A 25,427-nucleotide genomic window follows, 5' to 3' on the forward strand; every position below is an offset into this window, starting at 1 on the left:
GCCACTCAAGGACCCCTCGGAGGCCCCCGGGATGTCACGCGGTCGTGGCATGCCACTTGCTGAATCTGCGCGTCGCGTCAGACCACTGTTGAACGATTCCGGCGCCATCTGGCCAGATGACCGTTCGGAAGTCCCGCAGCACGAGCAGCCACGAGGCGACACCGACATGCCCCCGTCTTCCTACAACCAGCGCACCCTCTCGAAGACCGCCAGCCTCCAGGGCATCGGGCTCCACTCGGGCGCGAAGGTGACGCTCACGCTGCGTCCGGCCCCCGCGGGGCACGGCATCGTCTTCGTGCGTACGGACCTGCCCCGGCCGGTGAGCATCCCCGCCCTGGCGGAGTACGTGGTGGACACGGTGCTGGCGACGACGCTGGGCCGCGACGGCGCCAAGGTGGCCACGGTGGAGCACCTCATGTCGGCCATGGCGGGCATGGGCATCGACAACGCCCGGGTGGAGCTGGACGGCCCGGAGGTCCCCATCATGGACGGCAGCGCCGCCCCGTTCGCGGCCCTCATCCAGGAGGCGGGCGTCCGCGAGCTGGACGCGCCCAAGGAGCTGCTCGTCATCAAGAAGCCGGTGTCCGTGGTGGACGGCGACAAGCAGGCCTCGCTCACCCCGTCGCGCCACTTCCGCATCAGCTGCACCATCGACTTCGAGCACCCCGTCATCCAGGGCCAGGCGTTCGACTTGGACTTCAGCGACCGGGACTTCTCGCGGGAGATTTCGCGCGCGCGCACGTTCTGCTTCCTGCGCGACGTGGAGAAGCTCAAGAGCCTGGGCCTGGCGCGCGGCGGCTCGCTGGACAACGCCATCGTCGTGGACGAGGTCTCCATCCTCAACCCCGAGGGCCTGCGCTTCACCGACGAGTTCGTGCGTCACAAGATCCTGGACGCCATCGGTGATGTGTCTCTGTTCGGCAGGCCTGTCATTGGCCACCTGACGGCCTACAAGACGGGCCACGCGCTCAATCACAAGCTGGTGCGCAAGGTCCTGTCGGACCCGAGCTGCTATGAGATTGTCCCGGCGCGTCGCCGCGACGTGGAGGGCCTGGAGCTGGGCCTGCCCGGGCTTGCTGGCGCGCTGGAGCTGGAGCCGCTCGTCGCCTGAAAGGGCGTCTTGCATTTCCTTGCAGGTCGGGGCTGCCTCGACTAAGTCGCGGGCTTATGCCCATGCGTCCAACCCCCGTCATCCTCGCCGCGCTGCTGGCGGCTTCGTTCACCGCCGGTTGCAACAAGGAGAAGGCGCCGGCCACCGCGCAGGCTCCCGCCGCCGCCGCGGCCACTCCGGGTGAGCCCACCCCGGACACCGTGGTCGCCACGTTCGGCGACGGACAGAAGATCACCTACAAGGAGCTCAACGAGCGCGTCTCGGAGCCCCTGGCCAACCTCGAGAAGCAGAAGTTCCAGCTGCGCAAGCGCGGCCTCGAGGGCATGGTGACCGAGAAGCTGGTCGACGCGGAGGCCAAGAAGCGCGGCATCTCCCAGGACCAGTTCCTCAAGGCGGAGATCGACGACAAGGTCCAGGCGCCCACCGAGGAGAAGATCAAGGAGGTCTTCGACGGCGCCAAGGGCCAGCTGCCCCCCGGCTCGACGTTCGAGCAGATGAAGCCGCAGATCGTCGACTTCCTCACCCAGCAGCCCAAGCAGGAGCGCGCCCAGGCCCTGTTCGCGGAGCTGCGCAAGAACGCCAACGTGCAGATCACCCTGCCCGAGCCGCCGCGCCCGCCGGCCGAGCGCAAGCAGGTGGCCGCCACCGGCCCGTCGAAGGGTCCGGACAACGCGCCCGTCACCATCGTCGAGTTCAGCGACTTCCAGTGCCCGTTCTGCAGCCGCGCCAACGCCGCCGTGGACCAGGTCTTCAAGGAGTACGACGGCAAGGTGAAGCTGGTGTTCCGCCAGTTCCCGCTCGACTTCCACAAGGAGGCGCAGAAGGCCGCCGAGGCGTCGCTGTGCGCGGCGGACCAGAACAAGTTCTGGGAGATGCACGACAAGCTGTTCGCCAGCCAGAGCGCCCTGCAGGTGGAGAACCTCAAGAAGTACGCGGGCGAGCTGCAGCTGGACCAGGCCAAGTTCGACAAGTGCCTGGACTCCGGTGAGAAGGCCACCATCGTGAAGACGGACATGGCGGACGCGCAGAAGGTCGGCGTCAGCGGCACGCCGGCGTTCTTCATCAACGGCGTCATGCTCTCCGGCGCGCAGCCGTTCGAGGAGTTCAAGAGCATCATCGACGCCGAGCTGAAGCCGACGGCGCAGAAGTAATCCCGACGCACGGAGGACACGGGCGGTGGCCCAGAAACCCAAGGCCACGCCCCGGCTCGGCGGCGAGGCGGCTTCCCTCGACCTGGAGAAGTCGCTCTCCCAGGGCCTGTCCTCCTCCCGTCCCCTCTCGGCCTGGTTCCACGGGCCGGAGGGGATGGTGCTCCTCCATGAGCCCTCGGGCTTCGCCGGCTTCCTGGCCGGGACGCTCGGGACGTTGTCCGTGGAGGAGGTCTTCGCCCACGTCCTGACGGGCATCCGCAGCGGCCTCTTGGCCGTGCAGCACGGCGCCGTTCGCAGGACGGTGTCCTTCCGGGACGGGCAGGTGGTGTTCGCCACGTCCACGGAGCGCTGGGAGCGGCTGGGCGCGGTGCTGGTGCGGCTGGGGTTGGTGACGCAGGCGCAGCTCACGCAGGCGCTCTCGCGCGTGACGCCGTCGCGGCGCATCGGCCAGGTGCTCACGTCCGAGGGCATGGTCTCCGAGGCGAACCTCTACAGCGCCATGACGTACGTGGTGCGCGAGGTGGTGCTGAGTCTCTTCGAGCTGACGGAGGGCAGCTTCCTGTTCGTCGAGGGGCCCGCGCCCATGGCGGACGTGGTGAAGCTGCCGGAGCGCACCCGGGATTTGGTGCTCACCGGAATCAAGCGCTCGGAGGAGCTGTCGCGGCTCAGGCGCCGCTATCCGGACGACACGTGCGTGGAGGTGGGCCCTGCTGGCGCGCGCGCGGGTGAGGAGCGCTTCTTCCAGCGGATGGGCTCCGGCTCGACGGTGGGCGAGCTGCGGTTGGTGCGCGAGAGCGGCGCGCACACGTTCTTCACGTGGCTGGAGGAGTGCGTGCGCGACGGCCACCTCCAGGTGAAGCCCGCGGCGCCTCCCGTGCCGCCTCCGCCCGCGGTGGAGGGCATGGCGTGGGAGCTGTTGTCCGCGGAGGAGCGCTACAACCTGCTGCTGTCGCTCATCCACCGCGCGCTGCGCGACGCGGGGCAGGACGTGGACCTGATGCGCGGCTTCCTCGACGCGCCGCCCTCGGGGCTGGAGGACGCGTTCGCCGGCGTGGAGCTGGGGCCGGACGGGCGGGTGGACGTGACGCGGCTGCGGGCGAACCTGGCCTCTGGGGGGGAGGCCGTGGCGCGGGCGCTGACGCTGGAGGCGCTGGACGCCATCGTGTCCTATGCGCTGTTCACCGCGCGCAACGTGTTGCCCCCGGACGTGGCCGAGCGGCTGTCCAACACCTACCGCACCCTCCAGGGAGGGCTGGCCTAGCAGGCGCCACATGGCCACGTTCGCGACCACGGCGTTGGTGGTCGGGGGATGCGTGTCATGGGTGTTCTGCGGAAGCTGGCGTGGGGTTTCCTGGTGTTGGGCACGGCGTGCAGTGGCTCGCGCCAGGCCGTGAAGGCCGACGCGGCGGCGACGGAGCCGGGCACGGGCGGCTCCGGTCCCCCGGTGGCGGCGCAGACGGCGTCGGTGTCCGGGCCCTACGTCGACGAGGAGCTGGGGTTCGAAATCATCCGTCCCAGCGACGAGTGGCACCTGATGGTGACAAACGAGCGCACGCCGGAGGGCCTGGCGATTCCCGTCGTCCTGCGCCACCCGCCCTCCAACGCGCAAGTGGTGCTCCAGGTGGCGCCGGAGGTGGTGTCACCCACCCAGTTCGCCGAGCGGCTCGCGGAGGGCCTGCGTCAGCAGCCGGGCTTCACCACCACGGACCCGGTGCCGCTCGCGCTGTCGGACAAGGCGGTGGGCTTCGACTTCCAGGTGGGGGAGGGCGTGCACGGCCGCGTCGCCGTGCGCGAGGGGCAGGAGGGCCGCGTGCTGATGATGCTGGCCACCTGGCCCGCGCTGGCGACCGCGGGTGACATCCAGAACGTGGATGCCCTCATCCAGGGCATCCGGCCGCTGCCGGAGCGCAAGAAGCCGCTGCCGGGCACTGTGCCTCAGGCCGCGCGTCCCTGAGCTTCCTCCGGCCGCTAGAGGTCGCCTGGCGCGTCCGCGCCGCACGCAGCGCCGCGCGCAAGAAGCCGCTGCCGGGCACCGTGCCTCAGGCCGCGCGTCCCTGAGCTTCCTGCGTCGCTGGAGGTCGCCTGGCGCGCCCGAGCCTCACGCAGCGCCACGCGCCTGCGCGGTACGCGCAAGCGCCGCCGCGAGCTCCACACCTGCGTGGGGCCCGCGAGGACCGTGGATAGGAGTGCGTCAGCCGCGCGTGGACTTCTTTGCGCCGCGCGCCTGGCGAGCGGGCTTCGCGGGCGCCTCGGCCACCTCGTCGCCCTGCGTCCGCGCGCGCAGCCGCACCCACTCGACCAGGGTGCGCACGCCCACGCCGGTGCCTCCCTTGGAGAGGTAGCCGCGCTCCTTGGGGCTGTTGGACGGCCCCGCGATGTCCAGGTGCACCCACGGCGTGTCGCCGACGAACTCCTTGAGGAACAGCGCGGCGTTGATGGAGCCGCCCCAGCGCTCGCCGGAGTTCTTCATGTCGGCGACCTCGGAGCGTAGCGCGTCCTTCTGCAGCTCGCTCACCGGCAGGCGCCACATCTCCTCGCCCGCGGTGCGCGCGGACTGGAGCACCTGGTTGACGGTGTCGTCGTCGTCGCCGAAGGCGCCGACGATGTAGTTGCCCAGCGCGACGATGCACGCGCCCGTGAGCGTGGCCAGGTCGATGACGGCGGACGGTTTGTGCTCGCACGCCCACGTCAGCATGTCGCCCAGCACCAGCCGGCCCTCGGCGTCCGTGTTGGTGATCTCCACCGTCTTGCCCAGCCGCGACGTGAGGATGTCCCCGGGCTTGTACGCGTTGCCGGCCGGCATGTTCTCGCACGCGCCGATGAAGGCATGCACGGGGAAGGGCGGCTTGAGCTGGGCGATGACCTGCATGGCGCCCAGCACCGCGGCCGAGCCCGCCATGTCCGTCTTCATGTCCACCATGCCCTCGGTGGGCTTGAGCGACAGGCCGCCCGAGTCGAACGTAATGGCCTTGCCCACCAGCGCCAGCGGAGGCCGCTTCGCGTCGCGCGCGTTCTTCGGCGTGTACTCCACGTGGATGAGCCGCGGCTCCTCGGTGCTCCCGGCCGTGACGCCCAGGAACATGCCCATCCGCAGCTTCTCGATCTCGCGCTGGCCGCCGATGGTGATCTTCAGCCCGTGCTCCTTGGCGGACTTGCGCGCGGCCTCCGCCAGCACCGTGGGCGTCACCGCGTTGGGCGGCTCGTTCACCAAATCACGCGCCCAGTTGGCCGCCTCGGCCACGCGCTTGCCCAGCGCGAGCGCGTCCTCGAGGTCGCGCGACTTCTCCACGCCCTCGGGCAGCACCAGGGACACCTTGACGGGCTTCTTCGCGCCCTTCTCCTCGCGCGCGGAGGACTTGTACTTGTCGAACTTGTACGCGCCCAGCTCCAGCCCCTCCACCACCGCGCGCACCGCGTCCGCCTGCGCGTCCGTGACGGGGAGCGCCACCACGAGCGAGGCCACCTTCAGCCGCTGGGCCGTCTTCGCCGCGCGTCCGGCGGCCAGCCGCAGCACCTCCGGGTGGAAGCGCGCGCGGCTGCCCAGGCCCAACAGCAGCACCCGGCCCGCCGGGGTGCGGCCGAGCGTGTGCATCACCAGGGACTGGTCCGCCTTCGCCTTGAAGCCCTCCTGGGTGGCGGCGCCGCGCAGGCGGCCCTCCAGCGCGCTGTCCGCCGCGACGAGACCCGCCGGGGCACCCTCACCCAGCTCACCCTCGAAGAGCGGGATGACGAGCAGCTCGCCATTCGCAAGGGAGGCGTCGCCGGAGACGAAGGAGAAATTCATGGGCCGATGGACTCCTGAACGGATGAGGGAAGACGAAAGGCCGCGGACTGTAACGCCCGCCCTGTTGCACGCAAAGCGTTGGATTTCATTCGAGCGTTGCATTGCCGCGGGGGGCTGGGTAGCAGTCAGGCAATGCCCACCTTGCTGATGCATCTGACCGCCATCGAACGGTTGGCCGCCAACCCCGGAGAGCTGCCTCCGGAGTGGGTGCGTGCGCTCTCGGAGGACCTGCCCTACGCGCGCTTCGGCGCGGCGCTGCCGGACCTGCCCCTGTGCGAGGGCGTCCGCGGCGGGCTCGCCGCCTTCCTGCCCGAGCGCGAGATGCCGCTGTTCTCGCGGCTGTACCACGAGCGCGCGCCGGTGGGCTTCGGCCTGAAGATGGCGGAGCTCGTCGCCACGGGCGCGCTGGTGGGCACCGAGCCGGGACTGGCCCTGCTGTCCGGTTACTTCACGCACCTGTGCATGGACCGCCGGCTGCATCCCATCGTCGACCAGCTCGTGGTGAAGCACCGCCGACGGGGCGAGCGGGCGCTGGCGGCGCACCGCGACATCGAGTGGGCGCAGACGCTGTTCTACCTGCGCGAGCTGCACGGCGTGGACCTGCTCGGCACGCCCCGGCTGCGCGAGAAGTGTCAGGTGGTGAAGAGCCCGGGCTTCCCGTGGCGCGGCATCGGCCGGGGCATCTACGAGCTGGTGCGCCTGTCCTCGCAGGAGCGCGTGGGGCAGGCGCCCTCCAAGGCGGACGTGGATGGCTGGGTGCGCGGGCTGTACGTCTCCGGACTCTTCCTCTCCAGCCCCGTGGGCCGCACGCGCGCGCTGCCCGCCTTCGCCCGCCTGTCCTTCCAGGAGCTGTATCGCAACGACACCTTCGACTTCGCCCAGGAGGTCGAAGGTGCGCTGGAGTCGGCGCGTGGAGTCCTTCGGAGGTTGCACGGCTACATGGCCAGGGGCACCTTCACGCCTCGGACGCGGGCGCGCTTCCTGGAGGCCTTCCCCGAGGGAACGCTGGGGGTTCGAGCGGCTTGACGCACCCGCCCCACGCCCTGCGGTGCCAGGGCGTTTCGCGCGCAGAGCAACCGTCCTGCCGAGCCTGCCTGCCGTCGGGGAATGCCGCTGTGCGAGGCGGCTCACCGCTCCTATCCTCGTGGAGGAATGACGGTACTTCTCCTCATGGTGGTGGGCGGGCTCGCGGGGGCGTTGGGAGCGATGCTCGGCATCGGGGGCGGCATCGTGCTCGTGCCCGCGCTGGTGCTGGGCTTCGGGCTGCCGCTGGAGGAGGCGGTGCCGGCGAGCCTCATGTGCGTGGTGGCCAACTCGTGCGCGGCCGCCGCCGGCTATGTGGACAACCACCTGAGTGACATCCGGCTGGGGCTGACGCTGGAGCTGGCCACGGTGCTGGGCGCCATCGCGGGGGGCCTCGTCGCGGCGCTCATCGCGCCGGCGATGGTGGCGGTGGTGTTCGGCCTGTTCACGCTCTACGTGGCGCTGCAGATGATTCTGCTGCGCTCGCCCCGACGCGAGCCGGCGACGCTGGACGACTACCAGCCGACGAACTATCCGCTGGGCATCTCCGGCTCGTTCGTGGCCGGTGGCCTGTCCGCGCTGCTGGGGGTCGGCGGAGGGCCGCTGAAGGTGCCGCTGATGAGCTACGGCATGCACGTGCCCTTCAAGGTGGCCAGCGCCACGAGCAACCTGATGATTGGCGTGACGGGCGCGGCGAGCGTGGCCGCGTACGCGCTGCGCGGGCACCTCAAGCTGGCGCTGGTGTCGCCGCTGGTGGTGGGCGTGCTGGCCGGCGCCTATGTGGGCAGCCGGCTGATGCCGAAGGTCCCCACGGCGGTGCTCAAGCGGCTGTTCGCGCTGGTGCTGCTGACGGTGGCGGGGCAGATGTTGTGGAAGGGAGGGGCGGGACTGTGGCCGAGCATCTGGGAGTGAGGGGCGAGGACCCGGACGGAGAAGAACCTCCAACGGTCTCCGCGGTGATGGCGGAGCCTGCGAGGCTGACGCACAACGCGGTGGCGGCGACGTCCGCTCCGGCCGCGGCGGAGACGGCGCCGGAGCTGGAGTCGGAGCCCGTCACCGCGAGCACCCTGGAGGCACCCGCGCCGAGCACCCCGCGCGTGCGCGACAGGGCGCTGGCCGGAGACCGGTGGATTGCCCGCGTGCTGCGCGTGGGCGCGGTGCTCAGCGGCGGCATGTTCGTGCTGTCGCTGGGGCTGGAGGCGCTGCCGGGCTCGGAGAGCACGCACGTGGCCATCGACCAGCTTCGCAAGGCGGCGGCGTCGCTGCTGCTGGTGACGCCGGTGGCGCGGCTGGGCGTGGCGGGCACGCTCCTGGGCCTGCGCGGAGAGTGGCGCTACGCCGTCATCGCCGCGGGAGTGCTGGGCCTGTTGGCCCTGGCGGTGGGGGCCGGCATCCAGGCGTGACGCGCGGCACCCCGTGAGGCGGTGGGGCGCTTCAGGCGCCCCGGGCGGCGAAGTGGGCGAGGATGTTGCGCACCTTGGCGACCTCGTCCATGCGCCCCTGCTCCTCGTAGAGCGGCAGCACGGCCTCCAGCTGCTCCCGGGCCGCGGGCAGGTCCTGCGTGTAGTAGCAGGACAGGCCCAGGTCCCACCGGGCGCGCGCCTCGTGCACGTGGTCGTGCAGCTCCTGGTACAGCTCCACCGCGCGCAGCAGGTGCGAGCGCGCGCCCTCGTGGTTGCCCAGCAGGCCCTCGGACTCGCCGAGCAGCAGGTGGCCCAGCGCGAGCGCCTCGGGGTCGTCGCCCTGCTCCAGCAGGGGAATCGCCTCGAGGAAGCGCTTCCGGGCCGGCTCGTACTCGGCCTTCTCCATGCGGATGTCGCCGATGTCGAGCAGCAGCCGCGCGGTGCGCCCGGTGTTGCGCGTCTGGCGGTAGAGGATGAGCGCCTCCTGGTACTTCTCCTCGGCGGCCTCGGGCTGACCCAGCGCTCGCAGGGACTCGCCGACGCAGGCGCGGCACATCGCCTCGCCCTCGCGGTCCTTGGTCTCGTTGAAGAGCATCGCGGCCTTGGCGATGAGCTCCAGCGCGCCGCGGTGGTCCTCGAAGTTCGCCTTGGCCACGCCCATGCCGAAGTACGCCTGGGCCAGGCCCGGCTTGTAGCCGGCCTCCTGGAACATCCCGAGCGCCTCCTCGTAGCACTGGCGGCTGGCGGCGTGGTCCTCGAGCAGGCCGTGCAGCTCCGCCAGGCTCACCAGGCCCTGGCCCACGGTGGTGGGCGTGCCGGTGATGCGCAGGGTGGCCAGCTGGTTCTTCTGCTTCTGGAGCGCCTCCAGCAGATGGGCGCGTTCGGTGTCTTCGGGCGGGTGCATGCTCACGCGTCGCCACCCTTGCGGCGCCGGGCCGCCTTGTCCAACGAATCGTGCTTCTCGCTCCCGTCAGCGCCATTGACGCCTGGCTGCGCGCCGCCGCCATTTCCAGTGGCGCCGTGGGCGCCCCCGACGTGGCGCTCCTTCTCCACCTTGTCGGCCTGCTCGTAGCCCAGCAGCGGGGAGAAGAAGCAGTCCTTCTTCGTGTACTCGTCGAACGCGAAGGCGAAGCGGTAGCTGGCCGCCGCGCGCTGGTTGCAGTCGGTGCGCTCGCAGAAGCGGCAGGAGATGCCGGAGGGGATGGCATCCTTGCGCAGGTCGTTGGTGGGCAGACCGTACGCCAGGTACTTCGCGTTCTCCGCGTGGGTGCCCAGGCCGATGGAGTAGGCGGTGCCCTTGACGATGGAGCCCTCCGTCGGCTGCAGCTGCACCTTGGCGAAGCAGAAGTACGTGGTGCCGTCCGGCATCATCGAATACTGCCGGGTGAGCTGGGACGGGTTGAGGAAGGCCAGGTGCACGGCCCACTTGCCGCAGCTGCCGCCGCCGCTGGCGAAGCGGATGCCGGTGCCGCTGTAGCGCTTGGAGATGTTGCCGGCGATGTCCGAGCGCAGGAAGTGGAACGGAATGCCCGGGCGCTTCGGGTCCGACAGGTTGCACAGCCGGTGGGCCACCGTCTCGTAGGTGGAGCCGAAGATGCTCGACAGCAGCTCCACGTCGTAGCGCGTGCGCTGCACCTCCTTGAAGAAGTCCCCGTACGGCAGCATCAGCGCGCCGGCGAAGTAGTTGGCCAGGTTCACCTTGATGAGCCGCGTCGTCTCGCCGTGCCGGGTGCGCCCCGCGCCGAGGATGCGCTCGACCAGCTTCTCCTTGTCCAGCATGAGCAGGCCGATGGACGCGGCGATTTGGAACTTCAGCGGCTGCTCGGTGAGGTCCGGTGACAGCGTGAGTGTCTGCTCCTCCGGGTCCAGCCGCCGCACCACGGACGAGCCGCTGGGCGAAGCGTCGATGAGCACGCGGTAGCCGAAGCGCTTCTCCAACAGCTGCATCAGCTGCCCGCTGGTGAGCTGGCGCTCCAGGCTCACGTCGCGCCGCAGGGCCTCCGCCTGCTCCTCGATTTCGGGGAAGTAGTTGCGGTGCGTCTCCAGGAAGTCACTCACCTCGTCGAAGGGCGAGTAGTCGAAGCGCACGCCGGGCACCGTGCCGTTGCCGGCGCTGCTGCCTTGGGTCCGCGTGCGCTCCTCCACGTTGAGCTGCGCGAGCACGTTCTCCAGCTGCGTGCGCGTGTTCTTGTAGAGGTTGAAGAGCGCGGCCACGGTGCCGGCGAGCTTCGGCTCGGCCGACAGCGACTGGAGCGACTCCGGGTCGATGTCCAGGCTCTTGAGCAGCGGCTCGTCGAGCAGCTTCGCGAGCGCCTCGTCCACCCGGCCCTCGCCCAGCGTGGACATGAACTGCTCGGGGTCCTGGTCGAAGTAGCGAAGGGCCTTCCAGAGCAGCGGGAAGGGCATCACGCGCTTGCCCTTCTCGATGAGGTTCAAGTAGGCGGGGGAGACCCCCAGGTCCTTCGCCGCGTCCGCCTGCTTGATGTTGCGGGCGAGCCGCAGACCCCGGAGCTTCAGGCCCACGTTGGCGTTCAGTGCGTTGTCGTTCATGGCTGAGTCGGGTCCACCACAGGGCGCGCCTGGCCCTCGCGCCTCACGGACCCTTTCAACCACTTTGCAAATCGATTTACCGATTTGCAATCAGCGTTTTTCGACCGCGCTCCCCCTGTGCGGCCGGCGACGGAACAGCCAACTGCCACCTGTCCGATACCTGTCGAGCATGTGCAACCACATGTAATCGTTGCACTTTGTTCTCGCGCGGATGTGCGTTCCGGGCGGTGCTCGACGCACCTTGTCAAGTGTTTACCGCCGCGATGCGGCATGCGGTTCGCGTGTGTTGGTAAACGAGTTTTCGCGGTTTACAGGGATGATGCGGGACAGGGCTCAGGGGATCAGCCTTCGGAAGATGAGCGACACGTTGGTGCCGCCGAAGCCGAAGGAGTTGCTCATCACGGCATCGACCTGGGCGGGCCGGGCGGTGTTGGGCACGCAGTCCAGGTCGATGCGTGGATCCAACCGCTCCAGGTTGATGGTGGGCGGCAGCAGGCCCCGGGTGAGGGCGAGGATGCTGATGACGGCCTCCGCGGCGCCCGCCGCGCCGTTCATGTGGCCGGTCATCGACTTGGTGGAGGAGACGGCGACGGAGCGCGCGGCGTCGCCGAAGACGTGGTGGATGCCCTGGACCTCCATGAGGTCGCCCACGTCCGTGGAGGTGCCGTGCGCGTTGATGTAGCCGATGTCGGCGGGGCGCAAGGCGGCGTCCTTCAGGGCCGCGCGCATGCTGCGTTGGGCGCCCTCGTGCTCGGGGGCGGGCGCGGTGACGTGGTACGCGTCGGCGCTGGCGCCGTAGCCGGTGAGCTCCGCGTGGATGCGGGCGCCGCGGGCGCGTGCATGCTCCAGCTCCTCGAGGACGAGCATGCCGGAGCCCTCGGCGAGCACGAAGCCGTCGCGGTCCGCGTCGAAGGGGCGACTGGCGGCATGGGGCGCGTCGTTGCGCAGGGACAAGGCCTGCATGGCGGCGAAGCCTCCGACGCCGAGCAGGGAGATGGGGGCCTCGGCGCCTCCGGCCACCGCCACGTCGAAGTCGCCGCGCTGGATGCCGCGCATCGCCTCGCCGATGGCGTGGGCGCTGGTGGAGCACGCGGAGTTGGGCGCCCAGGAGGGGCCCTTGAGGCCATGGCGCAGGCTCACATAGCCGGGGGCCATGTTGATGATCATCTGCAGGACGAAGAAGGGGCTGATGCGGTCCGGCCCCTTCTCCAGCGCGCGGCGGAACGTCTCCTCCAGGCTTCCGATTCCACCGATGCCCGAGCCGATGATGGTGGCGATGCGCTCGGCGTTCTCGGGGGTGACCTTCAGGCCCGAGTCCTCCAGGGCCATGTCGGAGGCCACCACGGCGAAGTGGGCGAAGCGGTCCATGCGTCGGGCCTCGCGCCGCTCGATGTGGTCCTCGACCTTGAAGTCCTTCACCTCGCCGGCGATGCGGCAGTCGAGCGCGCTCGCGTCGAAGAGGGTGATGGGGCCCACGCCGCTCTGGCCGCGCACCAGCGCCTCCCAGCTCTTCTCCACGCCCGTCCCGCAGGGGCTGATGAGCCCCAGTCCCGTCACCACCACGCGCCGCTTCTGCATCCGCCGCTCCCTTGCATGGCACGCCAGGAGAACACACGGGCCGGCCGTCCGTGCGCCCTCCTTCTTCGCGGCGTGCACTCGATGTCCATTTGTATTATGGGTATCATTTCATCTGGCAAGCCTCATTGTCGAGGAACGTGTGGATGTCCGGTCCTGGGACGATGACGGCCATCATTTCATCGAGGGAGAGGCCATGAGCGAGGCGAAGAGCGACGCGCGGACCCGGACGGTGACGTGGCGGGACTATCGGGAGGGCGTGACGGCGGCGAAGACGATGTCGGGGCTGGAGTACCTGCGCGCCATCGTCCGGGGGGAGGTGCCGGGGGCGCCGATTGCCGCGCTGATGGGCTTCGCGCCGGTGGAGGTGTCCGAGGGGCGGGCGGTGTTCGAGGTGGAGCCGGGGGAGTACCACTACAACCCGATTGGGACGGTGCATGGGGGCCTGGCGGCCACGCTGTTGGACTCGGCGCTGGGGTGCGCGGTGCACAGCACGTTGCCGGTGGGGGCGGGGTACACGACGTTGGAGCTGCACGTGAACATGGTGCGGGCCATCTCCCAGGACACGGGGAAGCTGACGTGCACGGGCGAGGTGATTCACGTGGGGGGGCGGGTGGCGACGGCGCAGGCGAGGCTGACGGACGCGAGCGGGAAGCTGTACGCGCACGGGACGACGACGTGCATGGTGTTCAGGCCCGCGGGTCCGGGTGGCCGGGAGTAGGGCAGCGATGCGCTACGCACCCGAGCACAAGCAGGCCACGCGCGAGCGCATCCTCGCGGCGGCGGAGTCGCTCTTCCGGAAGGAGGGGTTCGCGGGCGCGAGCGTGGAGCGCGTCATGCGCGCGGCCGGGCTGACGGTGGGCGGCTTCTATGCGCACTTCGCGTCGAAGGACTCGCTGCTCGCGGAGTCGGTGCGGGCGTTCTTCCAGCATCAGCACTCGCGCTGGCTGGGGGGACTGGAGGAGCTGCGCGGCGCGGAGTTCCTGAGTCACTTCGTGCGGCGGTACCTGAACCGCCACAACCGTGACGACATGGAGGAGGGCTGCATCCTGCCCTCCGTGTTGTCGGACGTGACGCGGGGCACGCCCGAGGCGCAGGAGGCGCTGGGGCGGGGCGTGGAGACGCTCGCGGCGGAGCTGGGGGCCCGGGTCGCAAGTGGGGAGGGTGTCACCGGGAGGCAGCGCGCGCTGGCGACGGTGGCGCTCCTGTTCGGGGCGATGACGCTCGCGCGGGCGACGAAGGCGACGCCGCTCTCGGATGAAATCCTGGAGGCGGCGCGCGCCTTCCTGCTCGCGGGCGCGGCGGCTCCGGAGAAGAATCAGGGCGACTGACGTTGGGTGGTCACTCCAATGCCAGGGCCGCGAGGATTTCGCTCACTTCACAAATCCAGAGTGGCTTGAATGTCGCCGCGCTCACTGGCCGCACCGAGGAGAGGCTTCGCAGTCTGGCGGTAATCTTGTCCATTCTGATTCCCAGTCGTCGAAGTGAATGCGTGTTCTGGGTGGCGCAGTCAGAGTTCGATGGTACGCTCTGCGTGACCAGTCTTCACTTTTGGTCAACGACAAGTCAGACCAACCTCACGCTCAGCGAGTTCACCGTGTTGACTATCCGCATACGTCTTGTTCTCCTCGCGGTCTTGGCCCTTTTCACCCCCCCGGTTGCGATGGCCGCGAATGCCATCGCGGGGACTTCGACTCATGGGCAGACCATTGCCGCCCCACCGGGGACGAGCGTCAGCGACTGGAACATCCTGGTTGTTCCCAGGGCAATGGGTTTCTATGAGATAGGATCCGAGGGCGACAATGCCCTCCTGCGCTTCGAGGTATCGGCTGCGCCGCTCAGCACCGTTGGGTGGTCGGTCTGGGCTCGTTTCAAGTATCGTAACAGCAGTGGGCCCGGCACCTGGTATTCTGGCAGCGTCGACTATCTGCTGGTCCGCAAGGAGTTGAGCGTCGGTGGTACGCTCTCGCATGGTCAGAACCTTGCCGTGCCATCGGGGACGTCGGTTTCTGACTGGAACATCGTCGTCAGCCCCGCGTCGGCCGGCATGGAGGAGGTCGGCGCCGAGTTCGACAATTCCCTGCTGCGGTTCTCGACGTCCTACACGATCATCGACAACTCCACCTGGCAAGCCCAAGCCACGTACAAGTTCCGCTATTCGAACCAGGGCCTGTCGGCCGTATACAGCAGCCAGGCGCACTACCTGCTGGTCTCGCGCGACGTGAGCGTCATAGGCCCCGTCTCTTCTAACCAGACCTTCGCCACGCAGGGAAACACCGCGGTGAGTGACTGGTCGGCGCTCGTGATCCCCACGGGCGTGGGCTACGAGGAGCCGGGCAGCGAGGGCGACAATGCCATTCTGTGCTTCGAAAACTACTTTCAGGTCGCCGATACCTACCTGTGGCGGGCGCCCGGCAGATACAAGTACCGGGGGCATAACGGCGACGGCACCTGGTTCGGAGCAGCGCTCAATTACGTCATCGTCCGCAACTGATTCAACGGGTGGGTTGGCCCTCTTTCCAGGGCCAACCTCGCCATCTCCGCGTCTGACGAGAATGCATCCCTATCCCTAGGACTAGGGATGTTGGTCTGCGATTCGTTGCGCTATCTGACTGTGCGGTTGGAGGAACACATTCCATGTGAGTCGGAGGTACACGATGAAGCTCGGGTGTCCGATTCGGCGGGAAGTCTGGTTGATGGTGGCCGTTCTCTTCGCGGCGGGATGCAGCGGCGCTCCAGGGGAGGAGCAGGCGCCCCTGGACCTGAATCCCTCGTCACAGGAAGAGGCGCGGTTGACCCTCCAGCGCATTCGCGAGCTCCACGAGGAGGACCCCGTGGCCGCATTGGACGCCGCGCGAAAACTGGGTCCGAGGCTGGATGCGCTCAATCATCTGATTGCCCGAGTCGAGGTGGCACCCGAGCACTTCGTCGACTTCCACGAGCTGAAGCCTGACGGCATCCTCGTCTCGGAGAGCGGGCGGTTGGGAGAGGGGAGCGTCTTGGGAGACAGGGAGCTTGCCGCCCATTCCTCCGCCGACCTCTATCGCCAGCTGACGGGAGGCGCCGTGCCGCCCGAGGCCTTGCTCAGGGCGGAGGGACATGGTGACAACTCGGGTGGCTCTCGGCTTCCCGCGTGGGCCGCGGAGGGGCCCGCCCCTCGTTCTTCGGCGGGGGATGCATCCCAGCTCAACAGCTTCTGTTTTCCGAGTGGGGACTTCGTCAAGTGCTGGCTGAACGTCGCCGGGAATGGATGGGCATCCGCGAATTCGAAGTCGTCATTCGCCAAGGTCGAGGCCTGGGGCACGGTCGCGGGGATCTGGTTCTCGTATGAGCTGTCCGTGAATGGCTCGTGGAACATCAATCCGGGATACTGGCGGTCGTTCTACGCGTACAGCGGCAGCTACGCGACGTGTCCGCCGCTCGTGGCTTGCGGCAGCTTCGAGTACTACATCCGCAATCATCGATGGGACACGTTCAACAACGCGGGCGGTGGGTATAACGCCACGCTCGCGTTCCGGTGGAACTGCAGTTACGGCTTGTGCGGTAGCCCCTGACGTCGGCAAAGACAGTCCCCATTCTTCGTTGCGCGGGAGGAATATCATGCGTCAGCCAGGCAGGCTTTCGATGAACAGGCGAGGTTTTCTTCGTGCAGGTACGCTGCTGGGAGTGGGCGCGGGGAGCGGTGCCTGGGCGAACGGGTGGAGTGTCGCTTCCGAGCTGTCCCCGACCGGGGCATTCGGTGCTCGACCCTCGATTGGAGTCACGGCTCGAGAGGGGCAGCTGCCGGAGCTCACCGCGCTCAATAGCGTGAATGATTCCCCGGGGCTCATTCGCCAGAGCCAGCCCCCTTTGGTTCAGGAGCGTGCCCTGCTGGCGACGGAGCGGGAGCTGCGCTTCCGCAACAGCTACGGCTCGACGATCTGGATCTTCATCGCCTTCCCTGATCCGGTCGCCTGTGGAGGCGCTTCGGGCGGCCATGTCGCACGGGGGTGGTGGGGTATTGGCCTGAACCAGGAGGTGTTCGTCCTCCGGACGCAGGCCTCGACGGTCTACTACTACGCCGAGGCCGACGATGGAGGCCTCTGGACCCAAACAAGCGGCCTGTCCGCGTGCGTCCCTCAGATTGGCTTCAATCACTGCACGGAGAACTGCCTGTTCGGGGACCGGAGGCTGGTGATGAGGCCGAAGACCTTCGGCTCCGGAAACCTGACGGTCAACCTCGTCAGATGAGCAGACCTGGACGCATCGCCTCGCTTTATTCCCCGAGGCGACGGTTCCGGAGGCGCAGGCTGATGGGGTCCCACGGCAGCCCGGTGACCTCTTCTTCATAAAACAGGAAGGGCTCGAGGACGCGTGTCATCTCCCGATAGGGGAGTGGAATGGATTGCCTTTCGGTGTCGAGCGCCTCGGGCCGCTCTCCCAACGTGACCAGTATTCGCTCCTCGTCTAGGGATTGGACTGACACTCCTGGCAGGTCGAGCTGGCGCTCCACGGTCTCGCGACCTCCAAGCTGACCGAGCAACGGCTGGCCCAGGAACGTGAGCCAATAGGCGCCTCGCGCCTGCGTTCCGATGTTCCGGCTGGTCTCTCCCAGACGTGGGAGGTCCAGTCCCAGATAGCGTTGGAGCACCTCTTGGACCTGCTTGCGGAGGGAGAACCAGGCTCCTGATGAGGAGATGATCGCGGGGCTGGCGTACCCAAAGCTGAACGGAAGCTCACGAGCAATCTCGAGGGCCAGGGTGCGGAAATGTTCCGGGCCATGTGTCACCAGGTACTCGGTGGGGAAGGTAAAGGCCACGCTCGTGGCTGGATTTTGGGGCGTCGGCCACGAGGGCTCATCAATGCGCCTCCCGTGATATTCGAATTGATAGCTCCCGCCCCCCCCCGCGTTCTCGAACAGCTCGACAATCCAGGCCGTCCCCCACGAGCGCTCAAGGATTTGCTTGCGGTTGTGCTCCCATCCCTCATCATCCAGTGGAACCATGTCTCCTTCGTCAGAGCCATACCAGCCCAGGGATTGAGGAGGGATGGCACGAAGGTAGATTTGCAAGGCTCGCCATATCGCGTGGGCTACATCTTCATGGTTTCGATGGATGAAGAAGGAGAGAACCAGTCCATCGCGGGCCACGAGTTCCCCATTCTTCGTGTGGAGTCGGATGACAGGGATTTCATCGCTCATCAAGGCACCACGCCCTCTCGTGGGGAGATGATGACGGTCTTTCCACCCAGGGCCGCTGTATAGATCTCATCCTGTCGCTTTCCCGAATAGGCGCTGGATGCGCCGTAGCGAGTCCATTGGGCCTGATTCGTGTTCGGGCAGGGGAATTTGAAATCAAGAGTGAGTGCGGACTTCAGTAAGTCGTGACTTTCGTGCAGAACGATATCCGGTTTGATGGTGCGCCAGAGTTCTTGTCCACACCCCTGGCGAAGGAGGCGTGCCTCCTCGGCTCTTCCGATGGTTTCGAGAATCTTGGCCTGGGGATAGTAGCGATAGCGTTGTTCGATGCTGAATGGGGCGGGCCACAATGAGTCGAGCACCTCGCGAGCACATTTGAGGGCAAGCACATGCTTCTGTTGCCCCAGATGCATGGCGCGGGTCACGGACTTTCCACAGGCGTCTACCTCTACTGTTTCGAGGCATTCGTTCCGCGTTGGTGGTCGACCGCCAAAGAAGCGGTTATTGATCTGGCGTTCCGCCTGGATGGCGCAATCCACGAGACGCTCTTCAAGCTCATTCACTGCCTCGTCATGCTTCATCAGGATGAGCGTGGCAGGTGCGAGTTTGATGAGCTGCGAGGCGACATCTCGGGTTGCCGCAGCGCCAGTCGCGCTCCTCGACACCGCAGCCGCGTGGCGAAGCCTCGCCGCAGTTTCTGTGTCAAAGCGCAGGTCCCCATGTCCGGGACGGCTCGGGCTGCTCGCGCATGCTGTCAGCAGGACCAGGGACAGACACCATGGCGTGGACTTCCGGAGGAGACGTGTCATCAGGCTCATGAAGTCGGAATGCACGGCGCGGAATCTACCCGTCGCCCTGTGAGTCCGATACGGCGCAGTCATGAGGGGCCTGGTCTCTCCGCCTACGAGCCCCACACGAGATGAAAGTGGGCGGGGCTCGAGTCCAACGGAGAGCCGAGCGCGGCCTCCAACGCTCCAAGCCCATCGTGCGCAAAGGGGTTGCCCTCGGGGAAGAACTCCCGGCCCAGGTCCTCCAGGTCCAACAGCGTCTCCACGGCCTCCGCGAGTGCGCCAGATGCGTCGAACGCGAGGTCCTCGTGCTCACCCGCGGCGAGCACCGCCTGCCTCCGATGCCGCCAGCCACGGTCCTCGGGCTTCGGATTCAAATCCAACGCCATCAGTTCGCCGCGGGGGTCTCCTCGTTGCTGGAGGCGGTCCGCCAGCACGGCGAGCGTGTCCAGCCGCCAGGCCGTCACGAGCGACTGGTCCGGCTCACTCCAGTCACCGTCGGATGCCGGGGCGGAAGAGCGGCCACGGAGGGTCATGCCCACACTCTCTCTCACGGAAGCGCCGATGGCCGCTCCCGCGCACGCTTCGCTCCAGGCTAGGGTTTCGCCCGTGATGTCCCACGCGCGCATCCGTTCGATGCTCCCGCTGCTCTGCCTCGTGGCGCTGTCGTGCCTCGGGGGTGTCCGCCCGCGCGCGGCGAAGGATTCGGCGGCGCTGCGCTACAACCTCACCTACGTCCGCGAACCCACGCCCGCCCTCGACGTGGAGGTTGTCCTCGTCCGAGGCACGCCGCGCACCTTCCGCTTCACCCGCCCCGGCGGCGTCGACTCCGTCAGCGCATTCCGCGAGGACGGCGAGCGTCTCGACGTCCCGGTCCGCGACGGCCTGGTGCAACTGCCCCGCGACATCCGCTTCCTGCGCTATCGCTATGCACTCGAACCCCGTCGTCGTGGACACGGCTCGGACCTCTTCGCGGGGAGCGCCGAGGACGACGCGTGGCACCTCACGGGCCGCACGTACCTCATCCGCCCCAACCTGGCCCCACCCGACCTGCGCGTGGAACTCGTCGTCGAGGGCATCGATGCCCTGTTGCCCTGGCAACCCGATGACAACGGCCTGTACCACCTGCGCGCCGAGGACCTCGTCGACTCGGGGTTCCACGCCTTCGGCGGGCGACGGTGTCAGGTGTCCCTCCAGGACGCGGTGCTGGAGGTCGCGGTGCTCGGCCACTTCACCCACCTGGACGACGCGCGGGTGTGCCACTGGCTGAAGCGGACCGCGGACGAAGTGCTCACCGTGCGCCGCGCCTTCCCCTATCCCCGCATCACCGTGCGGGTCATCCCCGTCCCCGGGCGCGAGGGCCCCGGCCTCTTCGGCATGGTGCTGTGGAGCTCTCCACCCAGCATCTCGCTGCTCGTGGGACAGGACGCCACCGAAGCCTCGTTCGAGCGCGACTGGGTCGCGCTCCACGAGATGCTCCACCTCGCGCATCCCGCCATCCTCCCGCGCGTGCCGTGGTTGTCGGAGGGGCTCGCCACCTACCTCACGGAGATGGCGCAGGTCCGCTCGGGAAGACAAAGCGCCCAGCGCGCCTGGGGCGAGCTGGTGGACGGCTTCGGGCGCGGCCGAGGCGTGGCGAAAGCCCGCACCATGAAGGAGGTCGTCGCCGACAGCGACTTCTCCCCAGGCACCTATTGGACCGGCGCGCTCTTCGCCCTGCATCTCGATGTGGAAATCCGCCGTGTCACTGGAAACCGACGCCACCTGGAGGATGTGTTGGAGGGGCTCGCGGCGCGGGGGAGCACGTCCACCTTCGGTGCCTTCGGCATGGCGGTGGACGAGGTCGCGGGGCGGCCGCTGTTCGATGCGCTGCTCGCCCGCCACCTCGAGCGGCCTGCTTTTGTGGAGCAGGAAGGTTTGCTACAAGCGCTGGGCGTGACGACGGGCGCAGAGGGCATCCAACTGGTGCCGGCCCGTGACAGCGCGCTGCGCGAGGCACTGGAAAGTCGTGGGTGTAACCCACGTGCGGGAAGTTGCGTATCGGATGCATCCGCGATTCATCGACATCCGTAGATGAGGTCCGCCATGTCCAGAACGACGCTGGCGCTCATCGCGCTTCCAGATGACTCGCGCGCTCGAGCAGTAACCCCCTCAACGCAGTACCGAAAGGAAGCAACCCCATGAACGCGAAGGCTCTTGCGGCGATTGTCGGCACCCTGTCCCTGGCCTCCCTCGCCACCGGCTGTGCCTCCACCAAGTCCGCCGAGGCCCAGCCGGCCGCCGCGGAGAAGGGCGCCGAGGGCAGCTGTGGCGCGCAGAAGGCCGAAGGCGACAAGGGCGCCGAGGCGGGCTGCGGCGCGCAGAAGACCGACGGCACCACCCCCGCCGCGACGCCGGAGAAGGGCACCGAGCACGCCTGCGGCGCGGGCGGCTGCGGCAAGAAGTAGTCGTCACGGGCCGCATCCAGGCCCCCTCCGGGCGGTGGGAACATCCGCTCCCACCGCCCGGTTTCGCATCAACCCCGTAGGAGGTCCCCCGCCGTGGTGGCGACGTACGCGCGAAGACACGGACTGAAGCCCCTGGGCGCGGGCATCGGCCTGCGACGGAGCTTCTACGAGGAGCTGCCGCGCACGCAGCGCACGCTCGACTGGGTGGAGATCATCCCGGAGAACTTCCTGTCGCTCGGCGGTCGTCCCCAGCGCGCGCTGGACGCGTGCGTGGAGCGCTGGCCCGTGTTGCCGCACGGCGTGGGCCTGGACATCGGCGGGCCGGACGCGCTCGACATCGACTACGTCACGGCCCTGGCCGCGCTAGTGAAGCGCGTGGACGCGCCGTTCTTCTCCGACCACCTGTGCTACTCGCGCCTGGGCGGCGTGTACCTGCACGACCTGTTGCCGCTGCCCTTCAGTGAGGCCGCGGTGGAGCACGTCGTGCCGCGCGTGCGCGAGGTGATGGCCCGCGTGGGCCGCCCCTTCCTGCTGGAGAACCCGAGCTACTACGCGAACATGCCCGGGGGCACGCTGAGCGAAGCGGACTTCCTGCGGCACGTGGTGGAGCAGGCGGACTGCGGCCTCCTCCTGGACGTGAACAACGTCTACGTCAACGCGCTCAACCACGGCTACGACGCGCGCGCCTTCGTGGACGCGCTGCCGCTCGAGCGCGTGGTGCAGGTGCACCTCGCCGGCCACACGCGCTACCCCGACGTCATCATCGACACGCACGGAGACCGCGTCTGTGACGACGTGTGGTCGCTGTATCGCTACGTGCTCGAGCGCACCGGCCCCGTGTCGACGCTCATCGAGTGGGACCAGGACATCCCGTCGATGACGGCCGTGCTGGACGAAGCGGACCAGGCGCGCGCCGTGCTCGGCGACACGGAGCGACGATGAAGCCCGAGCTCAAGCACTTCTTCGACGGCATGGGTGCCTACCTCGCGAAGCCCGGCACGGCCTCGCTCGAGCAGCTCTACGCGAGGCACCCGGGGTGGGACGTGCCCGCCCGGCGCGTGTCCCTCTACGGCGACTTCGTGCGAGGCCACGTGCGAGGCGCGGTGGAGAAGCTCTATCCGCTCCTGCGCCGCGCGGTGGGGCCGGAGGCATGGACCTCGCTCGTGGAGGGCTACACGCTGACGCGCCCCGCGCGGCACCACGAGGTGAACCGGTTGGGCGAGAGCTTCCCCGCGTTCGTCGCGGACTCGCTCGTGTCCCACGGCCTGCCGTCCCACGCCGCAGAGCTCGCGCGCTTCGAGTGGACGGACTTCGCGGTGTTCTCGTCCCAGGCGCCGTCGCCGACCCGCGTGGAGACGCTGACGCCGAACCCCACCCTGGCCGTGCTGGAGCACACCTTCCGCCTCTGCGCGCACGTGCGGAGTCGGGGGGAGGGCGGGGCGCCCGAGCGCGGCGAGGAGCTGGCGCTCCTGTGGCGCCACCCCGTGGACCTGGTGACGTACTACCAGGAGGCCACGCCGCCCACGCTGCTCGTGCTGAAGATGGCGGTGGAGGGCCTGTCCGCGTCGGACGTGACGGCGGCCACCGGGATGCCCGAGGCCGACGTCCTCGGCGCGGTGGCCCGGCTCTCCCGCGACGGGCTCGTGCTCACGCCGGGCGGGTGACTCAGGGCCCTCAGTCGCGGACCGAGCACACGCGCCCGTCGAGGGTGTCCTCGCAGCGCGAGGCGCCCGGGCAGTCCAGGTCCTCGACGCACGGCACGGTGCACTGGCGCTCCACGCACAGGCCCGTGGACATGCCCAGCCCCTGGCAGCGCTCGTCGTCCGCGCACTCCGCGCCGAATTGCAGGAGCGCGCTGCAGCTCAGGAAGCGCTGCGTGTCCGGCAGGCAGTTGCCCGCCTGGCAGGTGAATCCCGCCTCGCAGCGGCTCGCGGCGAGGTCGTCCTCGTCCACCGTCTCCGAGCACGACTTCACGCACGTCGGCCCGCCGCCGACGAGCAGCATGCACGCCGAGCCGTCATCACAGCTGCGGCCATTCACGCACGCGCCGCACTGGGGGCCATTCGCGTTGCAGCGGAAGCCCTTGCACGACATGCCCGCGCCGCACTGGTCGTCCTCCACGCACTCCACGCAGCGGCCACCCGGGCCGCACACCAGGCCGTCCTCGCAGCCCGTCGCGGCGCACCGGTTCACCAGGTCCGCGCGGGGCTGCAACTGGACGCGCAGCTCCTTCTTCTCTCCCGAGCCGACGCACGCCGAGGAGCGCACCTCCGGAAACCCCATGCCGACGATGGACAGCTCGTAGCACCCGTCCGGCAGGGGGCCCACCTGCACGCGCCCCTTGCCATCCAGTTGCAGTTGGTCCAGGTGCGTGCCCAGCACCGTCACCTCCACGCCCGCCACCCGCTCGCCCTGGGTGGACCGCGCGCGCAGCTCCAGGAAGCCCGCGGCCTTCGGCTCGACGCGCTCGACCTCGAGCGCCTTGCCGGCGGAGACCTTCACCTTCACCCGCGTCGCCTTCTCCCGCGTGGCGACGACGAACAGCTCCACGTCCCCGGAGGGGACCTTCTCCAGCTTGAAGCGTCCCTGGTCATCCACCGTCGAGCGCAGCTGTGGCGCGCCCACCACCGACACCAGGGCGTGCGCCGGGTCGTACTCCGACAGCGCCCCTTCGATGGTGCCCAGCCGCAGGGGCGCGTTCTCCAGGTTGCCGCACGCTCCCGCGCCCAGGGCCAGGAGGACTCCCAACGCGATGTGCAGTTTCGAGCGCATCAAAAGCGGTACCCCACACCGGCCCAGCCGCCGGTGAAGCCCACGGCCTGTCCCTTCCCGTCCAACACCACGTACGTCAGCATGAGCTGCGCCTGTCCCACCAACTCCAGGCGCTCGCCCACCCTCAGCACCACGCCTCCGACCACGCCGGGGCTGACCGTGAAGAAACTCTGCCCGGCGGCGTACGTCTCCACATCGAAAGACCGCCCCAGGTACAAGGTGGCCACACGCGGGCCGGCGAAGAGCGTCAGCCGCTCCCAGCGCCACAGGTAGGGGAGCGCCACGCCGGCGGAGAACGTCGTGTAGCGGAAGGGGACCGTGTCCTCCGGCAGGAGCCGCAGCGAGCGGCGGCCCGTGCTGAAGCTGACATCGAACAAGAGCCCGAAGTCGCGCAGCGGACGGTCCTCCAGCCGCAACGACACCGCCACCTCCGGCGCCATGGGCAACAGCTCCCCGCGGCTTCTCGCGTCCGCGAAGGTGAACATGCCGCCCAGCAGCGACAGCGAGCGCCGGGGGAAGGCCTCCGACAACAGCTGCTCCAGGGGCAGCCGCTCCCCGTCACCCACCTCCACCTCGCGGCGCACCAGCACCGCGTCACCCTTGGTCAGCTCCACCGTGCGCTTGCCCGGCACCACCGCCGCGCCGCCCGGCAGCTCCGTGCGCGGCTCCCCGTCCACCTTGAGCGTGAAGCCATCCAGGCGCGGGTTGTAGGAGAACAGCTCCGGCCGGCCCGTGCGGGAGATGCTGCCCGACAGCACCACCGGGTCCGCGCCCACCTCCAGGATTTCCGCCGACGGCCGCTGCCGTCCTTCCGTGAAGGCGAACGTGCGCCGGCGCGCGTAGTCGTGCGCCTCCGTCGCGGTGACGGCTCCGTCCGCGTTGCGGTCAGCGCCGCCGCCCAGCCCCTCGACGAGGAAGTGCGTGTAGATGTCGTTCTGCAGGCCCTCGTCCTCGCGCGCCGTCTCGCCCCAGTCACAGGCGGCGAACACCATGGAAGCCCGCGAGGACTCCTCCAGCGGCCGCGCGTAGAAGCCGGACTTGATGCCCGACAGTTCCTTCTCCAACTCCTTGGGCAACAGCGACTTGCCGTTGCCGCTGTGACACGAGGCCAGCACCAGCAGCCGCCGCCGGCTGGAGAGCGCGTCGAACTCCGCCTTCAGCGCGTCCATGGACAGCGCCGTCTGCGCGATGGCGCGGTAGGACGCGTCCCGCGTCACCAGGAAGCGGCGCAGCTCCCCGGTGGCGTCGCGCGCCAGCGTGCCGTGCGCGGAGAAGTAGACCACCACCACGTCATCCGGGCGGTGCGCCTCCTTCCGGAGCTGCCTGAGCGCGGCGAGGATGGCCGCGCGTGTCGTCTCCTCCGGCCGCGTGAGCACGCGCACCTGGTCGAAGCGGCCCTTCGTCGGGTCCAGCATCGCCGCGGCCAGGTCCTTGGCGTCCTTCGATGGGTAACGCAGCCCCCGCCAATGGGGGTCGTCGAACTCGGAGATGCCCACGAGCAGCGCCATCCGCCGGGGCGTGTAGGCGCTGGAGAGCGCCTCTTCGTCGAGCCGCAGCGGCACGAGGCCGCCCTTCTCCGTCCCCAGGGACGAAGGAGTCGCGCACGCCATCAGCGCCGCCAGCAGGATGGAGAGCAGGGGCCTCACG

25 protein-coding genes are annotated in these 25,427 nt (G+C 68.8%); 16 read left to right on the forward strand and 9 right to left on the reverse strand.

Translation table 11 applies throughout. The annotated features are described in order from the left end of the window. Positions 1-166 precede the first annotated feature (166 nt). From lpxC to OWM54_RS34720, 4 genes are all read left to right on the forward strand, one after another. Positions 167-1,111, forward strand: a complete 945-nt coding sequence (lpxC, locus tag OWM54_RS34705) for a UDP-3-O-acyl-N-acetylglucosamine deacetylase (protein ID WP_046715035.1) — start codon at positions 167-169, stop codon at positions 1,109-1,111. Between the two features lie 62 nt (positions 1,112-1,173). Further along, complete coding sequence (locus OWM54_RS34710) at positions 1,174-2,262, forward strand: thioredoxin domain-containing protein (RefSeq protein WP_420715361.1); 1,089 nt, start codon at positions 1,174-1,176, stop codon at positions 2,260-2,262. A gap of 25 nt (positions 2,263-2,287) precedes the next feature. Next, positions 2,288-3,523 carry a DUF4388 domain-containing protein gene (locus OWM54_RS34715; RefSeq protein WP_267700221.1) on the forward strand — a complete coding sequence of 412 codons (1,236 nt, stop codon included), beginning with the start codon at positions 2,288-2,290 and terminating at the stop codon, positions 3,521-3,523. Between the two features lie 57 nt (positions 3,524-3,580). Beyond that, positions 3,581-4,216: a hypothetical protein gene (locus OWM54_RS34720; RefSeq protein ID WP_267700222.1), complete on the forward strand. Its 636-nt coding sequence runs from the start codon at positions 3,581-3,583 to the stop codon at positions 4,214-4,216. 237 nt (positions 4,217-4,453) lie between these two features. Here OWM54_RS34720 and OWM54_RS34725 read toward each other — a convergent pair whose 3' ends face one another. Further along, positions 4,454-6,046 (reverse strand): leucyl aminopeptidase, encoded by a 1,593-nt coding sequence (locus OWM54_RS34725; RefSeq protein ID WP_267700223.1) that lies wholly within the window; start codon positions 6,044-6,046, stop codon positions 4,454-4,456. A 132-nt stretch (positions 6,047-6,178) separates the two neighbouring features. On the opposite strand from OWM54_RS34725, the gene OWM54_RS34730 reads away from it, so the two are divergent. From OWM54_RS34730 to OWM54_RS34740, 3 genes are all read left to right on the forward strand, one after another. Then, positions 6,179-7,072, forward strand: a complete 894-nt coding sequence (locus OWM54_RS34730; protein ID WP_141325890.1) for a zinc dependent phospholipase C family protein — start codon at positions 6,179-6,181, stop codon at positions 7,070-7,072. Between the two features lie 126 nt (positions 7,073-7,198). Further along, positions 7,199-7,981 carry a sulfite exporter TauE/SafE family protein gene (locus OWM54_RS34735; RefSeq protein ID WP_046715030.1) on the forward strand — a complete coding sequence of 261 codons (783 nt, stop codon included), beginning with the start codon at positions 7,199-7,201 and terminating at the stop codon, positions 7,979-7,981. After that, a complete protein-coding gene (locus tag OWM54_RS34740; RefSeq protein WP_267700224.1) occupies positions 7,960-8,472 on the forward strand; it encodes a hypothetical protein in 513 nt (170 codons plus the stop codon). Before OWM54_RS34735 ends, OWM54_RS34740 begins: the two co-directional genes overlap by 22 nt. A 31-nt stretch (positions 8,473-8,503) precedes the next feature. On the opposite strand, the gene OWM54_RS34745 is transcribed toward OWM54_RS34740, so the two are convergent. The 3 genes from OWM54_RS34745 to fabF form a co-directional block, all read right to left on the reverse strand. After that, positions 8,504-9,376: a tetratricopeptide repeat protein gene (locus OWM54_RS34745; RefSeq protein ID WP_141325893.1), complete on the reverse strand. Its 873-nt coding sequence runs from the start codon at positions 9,374-9,376 to the stop codon at positions 8,504-8,506. Between the two features lie 2 nt (positions 9,377-9,378). Further along, positions 9,379-11,022 carry a helix-turn-helix domain-containing protein gene (locus tag OWM54_RS34750; RefSeq protein WP_141325894.1) on the reverse strand — a complete coding sequence of 548 codons (1,644 nt, stop codon included), beginning with the start codon at positions 11,020-11,022 and terminating at the stop codon, positions 9,379-9,381. A gap of 333 nt (positions 11,023-11,355) precedes the next feature. Further along, positions 11,356-12,600 carry a beta-ketoacyl-ACP synthase II gene (gene fabF / locus OWM54_RS34755; RefSeq protein ID WP_267700225.1) on the reverse strand — a complete coding sequence of 415 codons (1,245 nt, stop codon included), beginning with the start codon at positions 12,598-12,600 and terminating at the stop codon, positions 11,356-11,358. A gap of 193 nt (positions 12,601-12,793) precedes the next feature. On the opposite strand from fabF, the gene OWM54_RS34760 reads away from it, so the two are divergent. The 5 genes from OWM54_RS34760 (at position 12,794) to OWM54_RS34780 (ending at position 16,827) form a co-directional block, all read left to right on the forward strand. Further along, on the forward strand, positions 12,794-13,318 hold the full coding sequence (locus OWM54_RS34760) for a PaaI family thioesterase (RefSeq protein WP_267700226.1): 525 nt from the start codon (positions 12,794-12,796) through the stop codon (positions 13,316-13,318). A 7-nt stretch (positions 13,319-13,325) separates the two neighbouring features. Further along, a complete protein-coding gene (locus tag OWM54_RS34765; protein ID WP_267700227.1) occupies positions 13,326-13,928 on the forward strand; it encodes a TetR/AcrR family transcriptional regulator in 603 nt (200 codons plus the stop codon). A gap of 125 nt (positions 13,929-14,053) precedes the next feature. After that, the gene (locus OWM54_RS34770) at positions 14,054-15,091 is read left to right on the forward strand and encodes a hypothetical protein (RefSeq protein WP_267700228.1); all 1,038 of its coding nucleotides are present in this window, start codon (positions 14,054-14,056) and stop codon (positions 15,089-15,091) included. Positions 15,092-15,254: 163 nt separating this feature from the next. Further along, a complete protein-coding gene (locus OWM54_RS34775; RefSeq protein WP_267700229.1) occupies positions 15,255-16,151 on the forward strand; it encodes a hypothetical protein in 897 nt (298 codons plus the stop codon). Between the two features lie 46 nt (positions 16,152-16,197). Further along, positions 16,198-16,827, forward strand: a complete 630-nt coding sequence (locus OWM54_RS34780) for a DUF1036 domain-containing protein (RefSeq protein ID WP_267700230.1) — start codon at positions 16,198-16,200, stop codon at positions 16,825-16,827. Between the two features lie 25 nt (positions 16,828-16,852). On the opposite strand, the gene OWM54_RS34785 is transcribed toward OWM54_RS34780, so the two are convergent. The 3 genes from OWM54_RS34785 to OWM54_RS34795 form a co-directional block, all read right to left on the reverse strand. Further along, on the reverse strand, positions 16,853-17,776 hold the full coding sequence (locus tag OWM54_RS34785) for a type VI immunity family protein (RefSeq protein ID WP_267700231.1): 924 nt from the start codon (positions 17,774-17,776) through the stop codon (positions 16,853-16,855). Beyond that, positions 17,776-18,606 (reverse strand): hypothetical protein, encoded by an 831-nt coding sequence (locus tag OWM54_RS34790; protein ID WP_267700232.1) that lies wholly within the window; start codon positions 18,604-18,606, stop codon positions 17,776-17,778. Before OWM54_RS34790 ends, OWM54_RS34785 begins: the two co-directional genes overlap by 1 nt. A 68-nt stretch (positions 18,607-18,674) precedes the next feature. Beyond that, positions 18,675-19,097, reverse strand: coding sequence for a hypothetical protein (locus OWM54_RS34795; protein ID WP_267700233.1), 423 nt, complete (start codon positions 19,095-19,097; stop codon positions 18,675-18,677). A 76-nt stretch (positions 19,098-19,173) separates the two neighbouring features. Here OWM54_RS34795 and OWM54_RS34800 point away from each other — a divergent pair, with 76 nt between their 5' ends. The 4 genes from OWM54_RS34800 (at position 19,174) to OWM54_RS34815 (ending at position 22,672) form a co-directional block, all read left to right on the forward strand. Beyond that, entirely contained in the window at positions 19,174-20,634 is a 1,461-nt protein-coding gene (locus OWM54_RS34800; protein WP_267701192.1) for a hypothetical protein, read from the forward strand. Between the two features lie 107 nt (positions 20,635-20,741). Next, positions 20,742-21,008, forward strand: coding sequence for a hypothetical protein (locus OWM54_RS34805; protein ID WP_223745656.1), 267 nt, complete (start codon positions 20,742-20,744; stop codon positions 21,006-21,008). 96 nt (positions 21,009-21,104) lie between these two features. Next, positions 21,105-21,950, forward strand: a complete 846-nt coding sequence (locus OWM54_RS34810) for a DUF692 domain-containing protein (protein WP_370640312.1) — start codon at positions 21,105-21,107, stop codon at positions 21,948-21,950. Beyond that, positions 21,947-22,672 carry a DNA-binding domain-containing protein gene (locus tag OWM54_RS34815; protein ID WP_223745658.1) on the forward strand — a complete coding sequence of 242 codons (726 nt, stop codon included), beginning with the start codon at positions 21,947-21,949 and terminating at the stop codon, positions 22,670-22,672. The genes OWM54_RS34810 and OWM54_RS34815 overlap by 4 nt, the downstream gene beginning before the upstream one ends. Positions 22,673-22,682: 10 nt before the next feature. Here OWM54_RS34815 and OWM54_RS34820 read toward each other — a convergent pair whose 3' ends face one another. Both OWM54_RS34820 and OWM54_RS34825 read right to left on the reverse strand, forming a co-directional pair. Next, positions 22,683-23,780: a carboxypeptidase regulatory-like domain-containing protein gene (locus OWM54_RS34820; RefSeq protein WP_223745659.1), complete on the reverse strand. Its 1,098-nt coding sequence runs from the start codon at positions 23,778-23,780 to the stop codon at positions 22,683-22,685. Next, a complete protein-coding gene (locus OWM54_RS34825; RefSeq protein WP_223745660.1) occupies positions 23,780-25,426 on the reverse strand; it encodes a caspase family protein in 1,647 nt (548 codons plus the stop codon). Before OWM54_RS34825 ends, OWM54_RS34820 begins: the two co-directional genes overlap by 1 nt. Position 25,427: the final 1 nt, after the last annotated feature.

Origin of the sequence: Myxococcus sp. MISCRS1 (genome assembly GCF_026626605.1) — a bacterium.
Taxonomy (GTDB): Bacteria; Myxococcota; Myxococcia; order Myxococcales; family Myxococcaceae; genus Myxococcus; species Myxococcus fulvus.